We start from the raw sequence: 7,435 nt of genomic DNA on the forward strand, positions 1-7,435 counted from the left end.
ATCGTGAAGTGCTTCAGTTCAGGGTCGGACTGACCCGGTGGCATATCGTCGAAACTGTAATGGGCGGTCGAGAAGTCCGATGCACCAATGGTCAGCCGGGTGAATGACAGTCCCAGGCCAGCTTCGGTCCCGAACAAGTCCTTCAGCAGCGCATCGCGCTGCGCCGTCCCCAGGCGATGTTGAATCAGCCATGCCGAGGCATCGGTGATGGCAGCGCCAAAACCCTGCATCTCCTGATACTGGGTGGCAGGATCGACGTCGATGACAATGGCGGCCGGAGCGCCCTCGTCGAAGGTAACCGGCGCTTGCCGCGCCAGCAGCATGCGCTGGTCGCCCGTGGTGATCCAGGCCTGAGCAGGCATCGGCGCGCCGCCACTGCATGCGGCAATCAATGGAAGTGCGCTCAGCAGCCAGAGGCAAGGAATTTTCACTGTCATCGGCTCCCGTGCATTTGGTAACGTTTCCAATCGCAAGCGATTATGGGTCGAAATAAAAGAGCGTGTCAACAATTCCCTGGCTATGTGGGCTGGGCCGCCGGGCGCGTGCGGGCGCCGCGCCGTCGCAGCAATTCGCCAGATCGCGGATAATTGCGGGATGTCCAAGATCAAGACCCCTATTGGCTGCCCCTGTGGCGGCCCTTCGCTGGCTGCTTGCTGTGGGCCGTTTATCGAGGGTAAGGCGCTGCCGGAGACGGCGGAAAAGCTGATGCGCTCGCGCTATACCGCCTACACCTTGCAGAATGAGGACTACCTCAAGGCTACCTGGCACCCCAGCACCCGTCCGGCTGATCAAATAATTAACAAAAATGAAAAGCTCCAATGGCTGGGACTTGAGGTAAAATCTGCTTTACGTTTACGTCAACGTAAAGCAGAGGCTGCGGAAAATGAGGACTTCGTGGAGTTCGTCGCCCGCCTGCGCGTCGATGGCCGGGGGCAGCGGCTGCATGAGGTCAGCCGTTTCCTGCGCGAGCCTGGCGAAGGTGGTCTGCGCTGGTTTTACGTGGACGGTCAATTTCCAGAATAAGAGAGGGAGACCATGCCGCACATCGAAAGCAAACTCAATCCGCGCAGCGAAGACTTCAAAGCCAACGCCGCCGCGATGCAGGCCATCGTCGACGACCTGCGCGCCAAGGTGGCCAAGGCGGCTGAAGGCGGCGGCGAGGCGGCCAGCGCCAAGCACGTCGCCCGCGGCAAGCTGCTGCCGCGCGACCGCGTTCAGATGCTGCTCGATCCCGGCACGCCCTTCCTCGAATTCTCCCAGCTGGCCGCTTACGAAATGTATGACGGCGCGGCGCCATCGGCCGGCATCATCACCGGCATCGGCCGCGTATCCGGCCAGGAATGCGTGATCGTCTGTAACGACGCCACCGTCAAAGGCGGTACTTACTATCCAATGACCGTGAAGAAGCACCTGCGCGCGCAGGAAATCGCGGACCAGAACAACCTGCCCTGCATTTACCTGGTGGACTCCGGCGGCGCCAACCTGCCGAATCAGGATGACGTATTCCCGGACCGCGACCACTTCGGCCGCATCTTCTTCAACCAGGCCAATATGTCGGCCAAAGGCATCCCGCAGATCGCGGTGGTGATGGGCTCCTGCACGGCAGGCGGCGCTTATGTGCCGGCCATGTCCGACGAGTCGATCATCGTGAAAGAGCAGGGCACCATCTTCCTCGGCGGTCCTCCGCTGGTGAAGGCGGCGACCGGTGAAGTGGTGTCGGCGGAAGACCTGGGCGGTGGCGATGTGCACACGCGCCTGTCCGGCGTGGCCGATCACCTGGCGCAGGACGATATGCACGCGCTGTCCATGGCCCGCACCATCGTGTCCAACCTGAACCGCCAGAAGCCGCAACAGGGCGCGCTGCGCGAAGCGGCGGAGCCGAAGTATGCGCCGGAAGAACTGTATGGCGTGATCCCGGTCGATACCCGCAAGCCTTTCGATATCCGCGAAGTCATCGCGCGCATCGTGGACGGCAGCGAGTTCGATGAATTCAAGGCGCGCTATGGCACCACGCTGGTGTGCGGCTTCGCCCATATCTACGGCATGAAGGTCGGTATCATCGCCAACAACGGCATCCTGTTCTCCGAGTCGGCGCTGAAAGGCACGCACTTCATCGAACTGTGCTGCCAGCGCAAGATCCCACTGGTCTTCCTGCAGAACATTACCGGCTTCATGGTCGGCCGTAAATACGAAAACGAAGGCATCGCACGCAATGGCGCAAAGATGGTAACCGCTGTGGCGACGGCTTCCGTGCCGAAGTTCACCGTGATCATTGGCGGCTCCTTCGGCGCCGGCAACTACGGCATGTGCGGCCGCGCTTACTCGCCGCGCTTCCTGTGGATGTGGCCCAATGCGCGCATCTCCGTGATGGGTGGCGACCAGGCGGCATCCGTGCTCGCCACCGTGAAGCGCGACGGCATCGAAGGCAAGGGCGGCAGCTGGAGCGCTGAGGAAGAAGCCGCGTTCAAACAGCCGATCAAGGATCAATACGAGTACCAGGGCCACCCTTACTATGCGTCCGCCCGCCTCTGGGACGACGGCGTGATCGATCCCGCCGATACGCGCATGGTGCTGGGCCTGGGCTTGTCGGCCGCGCTGAACGCGCCGATCCCGGACACCAAATTCGGCGTGTTCCGCATGTAAGGAGATGAGCATGGAATATCAGACCCTTACTGTCGCTATCGAGAACAAGGTCGCCACCGTGACGCTGAACCGTCCGGATGTGCGCAATGCCTTCAACGAACATACGATCAACGAGCTGTCCGTCGCATTCCATGCGCTGGGCCGCAATGAAGATGTGCGCGCCATCGTGCTGGCCGCAAACGGTCCGGCCTTCTGCGCCGGGGCGGATCTGAACTGGATGAAGAAAATGGCCGGTTACTCTCACGAGGAGAACCAGGCCGACGCCATGCAGCTGGCGCAGATGCTGCGCACGATCTACCTCTGCACCAAGCCCGTCGTGGCCAGGGTGCAGGGCGATTGCTATGCGGGCGGAATGGGTCTGGTGGCGGCATGCGATATCGCAGTCGCTGTCCAGGAAGCCAATTTCTGCCTGAGCGAGGTGAAGCTGGGACTGATCCCGGCCACCATTTCCCCTTATGTCATCAAGGCGATGGGCGAGAATGCGGCACGCCGCTATTTCCTCACCGCCGAACGCTTTACCGCCCAGGAGGCGCATCGCATCGGATTCGTGCACGAAGTCGTCGCGGCCGATGCGCTGGATGCCAAGGTCGCCGAGCTGCTGAAGGCACTCGTGACCAATAGCCCGAATGCGGTCATGGAAGCCAAGGTGCTGGTGCGCGACGCCGCTCACAAGGCCGTGGACGACGCGCTGCTTGCCGACACGGCGCTGCGCATCGCCAATATCCGTGCTTCCGCCGAAGGCCGCGAGGGCGTCCAGTCCTTCCTGGAAAAGCGCAAGCCTGGGTGGCTTAGCTAAGAACGGCGGATCGATGATCCGCCCTACGTCAGCGTCACCGACAGCGCCGCGCTCGGCGGATTTTCGATGACGCCACGTAGGGCGGGTCATTGACCCGCCGAATAGGAGTAGTGTTGGATACAAATCAATCAAGCGACTGGGTCGCACGAAGCCTGCGCAGTGTATGGCACCCGTGCACCCAGATGCAGCACCACGAAACCGTGCCGCTGATCCCGGTCAGCCACGGCCGCGGCGTGTGGCTCTACGACCATGAAGGCAACCGCTACCTGGACGCGATCAGCTCCTGGTGGGTGAACCTGTTCGGCCACGCCAATCCGCGCATCAACGCAGCCCTGCGCGAACAACTGGACATGCTGGAACACGCCATGCTGGCGGGCTTCACGCACGAGCCGGTGATCCAGTTGTCCGAGCGCCTGTCCGCGCTCACGCAGCATCAGCTGGGCCACGCGTTCTACGCATCGGACGGCGCATCCGCCGTCGAAATCGCGCTGAAAATGAGCTTCCACGCCTGGCGCAACAGCGGCCATGGCGACAAGCAGGAATTCGTTTGCCTCAAAGGCAGCTACCACGGCGAGACGATCGGCGCGCTGGCCGTGACCGATGTCGCGCTGTTCAAGGACGCCTACGGCCCGCTGCTGCGCGCCGCGCAGACCGTGATGTCGCCGGATGCGCGTCAGGCTGCTGAAGGCGAAACGGCCGCCGACGTTGCACGCCGCGCCGCCGCAGATGTGGAGCGCGTGTTCACCGAACGCGCCGGCAAGATTGCCGCCGTCATCATCGAGCCGCTGGTGCAATGCGCTACCGGCATGGCGATGCACGATCCGCTTTACCTGAAGCTGGTGCGCGAGTTGTGCGACAAGCACGGCGTGCACCTGATCTTCGACGAAATCGCCGTCGGCTGCGGCCGCACCGGCACCTTCTTCGCCTGCGAGCAGGCGGACGTGTGGCCGGACTTCCTGACTCTGTCCAAGGGCATCAGCGGCGGCTACCTGCCGCTGTCCATCGTGCTGTCGCGCGAAGAGATTTATCAGGCTTTCTACAGCGCCGACGTGACGCGCGGCTTCCTGCATTCGCATTCCTATACCGGCAATCCGCTGGCCTGCCGTGCTGCATTGGCCACGCTGGACATCTTCCAGGAAGACCATGTGCTGGAAGCGAACCAGGCCCGCTCGCGCAAGCTGACCGAAGCCCTGGCGCCGCTGGCGAATCACGAACGCACGAAGAACTTCCGCAACCGCGGCATGATCTGGGCCTTCGACGCCATCGACGCTGGACCGGACTTTTCGCGCCGCTTCTTCACCGAAGCCACGCGCAATGAGCTGCTGCTGCGCCCCATCGGTTCCACCGTTTATCTGATGCCGCCTTACATCCTCAGCGACGAGGAAATCAGCGGGCTCGCAGAACGCACGCAAGCCGTGTTTGAAAAGGTGATCGCGTGATGGAACTGCTGGACAAACTCGAATCTCACCTGCAGCTGCTGCAGGACAAGCATCAGATCCGCAAGCGCCGTTCAGTCGAAACGCCGTGCGCGCCGCGCCTGACCGTCGATGGCCGCGACATGCTGGCCTTCTGCAGCAACGACTACCTCGGTCTCGCTGCGCACCCGCGCGTGACGGCGGCCCTGCGCGAAGGCGTGGAGCTGTACGGCGCCGGCAGTGGCGCTTCGCACCTGATCAGTGGCCACAGCCGCGCACACGCCGATCTGGAAGAACGCCTGGCGGAATTCGTCTCGCCGCACCTGGCCGATGCGCGCGCGCTGTACTTCTGCACCGGCTATATGGCCAATCTCGGCGTCATCACCGGCCTGGCGGTGGGCGACAAGAACACGGAGGTTTTCAGCGAATCGCTCAACCACGCTTCGCTGATCGATGGCGGCCGCCTGTCGCGCACCACGCTGAAGGTCTATCCGCACGCCGACGTGGCGGCGCTGGACACCATGCTGGCCGAAAGCACCGCTTCCAACAAGATCGTGGTGACGGACAGCCTGTTCAGCATGGACGGCGACCTGGCACCACTGCCGCAACTGTTGGCACTCTGCGAACGGCACAAGGCCTGGCTGATCGTCGACGATGCCCACGGCTTCGGCGCGCTCGGCGCCAATGGCCGCGGCGCACTGGAACACTTCAACCTGAAGTCGCCTTACCTCGTCTATGTCGGCACGCTCGGCAAGGCCGCGGGTGTCGGCGGCGCTTTCGTAGCGGCGCACAAGACCGTGATCGAAACCCTGATCCAGCGCGCCCGCCCCTACATTTTCACCACGGCCGCGCCGCCCGCACTGGCGCACGCCTTGCTGGCAAGCCTTGATATCATTGCGGGTTCGGAGGGCCGCGAACGCCGCGCCCATCTGAATGCCCTGATCGCTCAGCTGGACGACGGACTGCGCCTGGAAAAATGGCAGCGCATTCCGTCCATCACGGCGGTGCAAGCCATCGTGATCGGCGAGAACGATGCCGCCATGCGCGCTTCGGCTGCTTTGTGGGAGCAGGGCATCTGGGTTGGCGGCATTCGTCCGCCGACGGTGCCGGTTGGGACGGCGCGCCTGCGCGTCACCCTGTCCGCAGCGCATACGGCGCAGGACGTGGCCCAGCTGGTGGAAGCACTAAATGCATTAGAAAGGAGGTCCTGAGATGGCGTTGGAAGATCCTGTCATCGCTCCTGAAGCCGCGGCGGCTGCCGACGGCGTACCGCCGCGTTTCGCCTGCTTCGTTGCAGGCACCGATACCGAAATCGGCAAGACCCTGACTTCGTCCGCCATGCTGTATGCGCTGAGCCGTAGCGGCGTGCGCACCTGCGGCATGAAGCCTGTTGCGGCGGGCGCCGTGATGAAGAATGGCCGTCTGCATAATGACGATGCGGACCAGCTGGCGGAGGCGGGCAATGTCTCGCTGCCGCAGGAACTGACCACACCGTTCATGCTGCGCGAGCCGGCGGCACCGCACATCGCTGCCGAGCTGGAAGGCCGCAAGATCGACCCGGTGCCGATTCTGGCCGCCTATCTGGAAATCGCCGCACTCACCGACGCCACTGTGGTGGAAGGCGTGGGCGGCTTCCGCGTGCCGCTGACTGACGAATACGACACGGCCGACATGGCCCAGCAGCTCGCACTGCCCGTGGTGCTGGTGGTGGGCATGCGCCTCGGCTGCATCAACCACGCGCTGCTGACCGTGGAAGCCATCCTGGCGCGCGGTTTGAAGCTGGTGGGCTGGGTGGCCAACACGCTGGACCTGGAATTTAATTTCGCGGACGAGAATATCGCCGCACTCGAAGCGCGCATTCCAGCGCCGCTGCTGGGGCGCGTACCGCGCCTGGCCAAAGCGACTGCTTCCGCCGCTGCCGAATATCTGGACTTTACGAGCCTGCCCAACTGGCCGGTTCGCCGTAAATAAGAGAGGAAACACGATGTCCCTGCAAGAACCAAAGACCGTCGAACTGCACCGTCCAACCGCGCCGATCAAACTGGCGCAAGACGCGACCTGGCCACTGGCTGAGGTAATGGCGCTCTACGAACTGCCCTTCCACGAGCTGATGTTCCGCGCCCAGGAAGTGCACCGCGCCTACTGGCCGGACAGCGACGTTGAACTGGCAACCCTGCTCTCCATCAAGACCGGCGGCTGCGAAGAAGACTGCGGCTACTGCCCGCAAGCCGCGCGCTACGACACCGGCGTGGAAGCCAAGAAGATCCTGGACCTGGACACCGTCCTCGACGCCGCCAGGCAAGCCAAGGACAACGGCGCGACCCGTTTCTGCATGGGCGCTGCATGGCGCAGCCCGAAAGACCGCGACATGGAAAAGGTCGAGACCATGGTGCGCGAAGTGAAGGCACTGGGTCTGGAAACCTGCGCCACCCTGGGCATGCTGGAAGCCGAGCAGGCGCAGCGCCTGAAGGATGCGGGCCTGGACTACTACAACCACAATCTGGACACCGCGCCAGAGTTCTACGACAACATCATCTCCACCCGCGAGTATCAGGACCGCCTGGACACGCTGGGCCACGTG

Annotated in this window: 7 protein-coding genes and 1 pseudogene; 7 read left to right on the forward strand and 1 reads right to left on the reverse strand. The window is 63.3% G+C overall.

All coding sequences use genetic code 11. The annotated features are described in order from the left end of the window. Positions 1-437 (reverse strand): annotated as a pseudogene (locus tag AB4Z11_RS17030) (glycosyl hydrolase); the annotation flags it as partial. A 157-nt stretch (positions 438-594) separates the two neighbouring features. Here AB4Z11_RS17030 and AB4Z11_RS17035 point away from each other — a divergent pair. The 7 genes from AB4Z11_RS17035 to AB4Z11_RS17065 all read left to right on the forward strand — a co-directional run. Further along, positions 595-1,023 (forward strand): YchJ family protein, encoded by a 429-nt coding sequence (locus tag AB4Z11_RS17035; protein WP_442026428.1) that lies wholly within the window; start codon positions 595-597, stop codon positions 1,021-1,023. 12 nt (positions 1,024-1,035) lie between these two features. Then, positions 1,036-2,643 carry a carboxyl transferase domain-containing protein gene (locus tag AB4Z11_RS17040; protein ID WP_442026429.1) on the forward strand — a complete coding sequence of 536 codons (1,608 nt, stop codon included), beginning with the start codon at positions 1,036-1,038 and terminating at the stop codon, positions 2,641-2,643. 10 nt (positions 2,644-2,653) lie between these two features. After that, a complete protein-coding gene (locus AB4Z11_RS17045; protein WP_442026430.1) occupies positions 2,654-3,439 on the forward strand; it encodes an enoyl-CoA hydratase/isomerase family protein in 786 nt (261 codons plus the stop codon). A 113-nt stretch (positions 3,440-3,552) separates the two neighbouring features. Beyond that, positions 3,553-4,878: an adenosylmethionine--8-amino-7-oxononanoate transaminase gene (gene bioA, locus AB4Z11_RS17050; RefSeq protein ID WP_442026431.1), complete on the forward strand. Its 1,326-nt coding sequence runs from the start codon at positions 3,553-3,555 to the stop codon at positions 4,876-4,878. Further along, positions 4,878-6,065 (forward strand): 8-amino-7-oxononanoate synthase, encoded by a 1,188-nt coding sequence (gene bioF, locus AB4Z11_RS17055; protein WP_442026434.1) that lies wholly within the window; start codon positions 4,878-4,880, stop codon positions 6,063-6,065. The genes bioA and bioF overlap by 1 nt, the downstream gene beginning before the upstream one ends. A gap of 1 nt (position 6,066) precedes the next feature. Next, on the forward strand, positions 6,067-6,825 hold the full coding sequence (gene bioD, locus AB4Z11_RS17060; RefSeq protein WP_442026432.1) for a dethiobiotin synthase: 759 nt from the start codon (positions 6,067-6,069) through the stop codon (positions 6,823-6,825). Between the two features lie 13 nt (positions 6,826-6,838). Further along, positions 6,839-7,435 (forward strand): radical SAM protein (locus AB4Z11_RS17065; protein ID WP_442026433.1); only part of this gene is annotated, 597 nt, incomplete at its 3' end.

The organism is Pseudoduganella sp. RAF53_2, from assembly GCF_052113985.1.
Lineage (GTDB): Bacteria > Pseudomonadota > Gammaproteobacteria > Burkholderiales > Burkholderiaceae_D > Rugamonas.

Coding starts and splice junctions, on each gene's coding strand:
- AB4Z11_RS17035 (WP_442026428.1), top strand. CDS start 595: ATGTCCAAGATCAAGACCCCTATTGGCTGCCCCTGTGGCGGCCCTTCG.
- bioD (WP_442026432.1), top strand. CDS start 6,067: ATGGCGTTGGAAGATCCTGTCATCGCTCCTGAAGCCGCGGCGGCTGCC.
- AB4Z11_RS17045 (WP_442026430.1), top strand. CDS start 2,654: ATGGAATATCAGACCCTTACTGTCGCTATCGAGAACAAGGTCGCCACC.
- AB4Z11_RS17040 (WP_442026429.1), top strand. CDS start 1,036: ATGCCGCACATCGAAAGCAAACTCAATCCGCGCAGCGAAGACTTCAAA.
- bioF (WP_442026434.1), top strand. CDS start 4,878: ATGGAACTGCTGGACAAACTCGAATCTCACCTGCAGCTGCTGCAGGAC.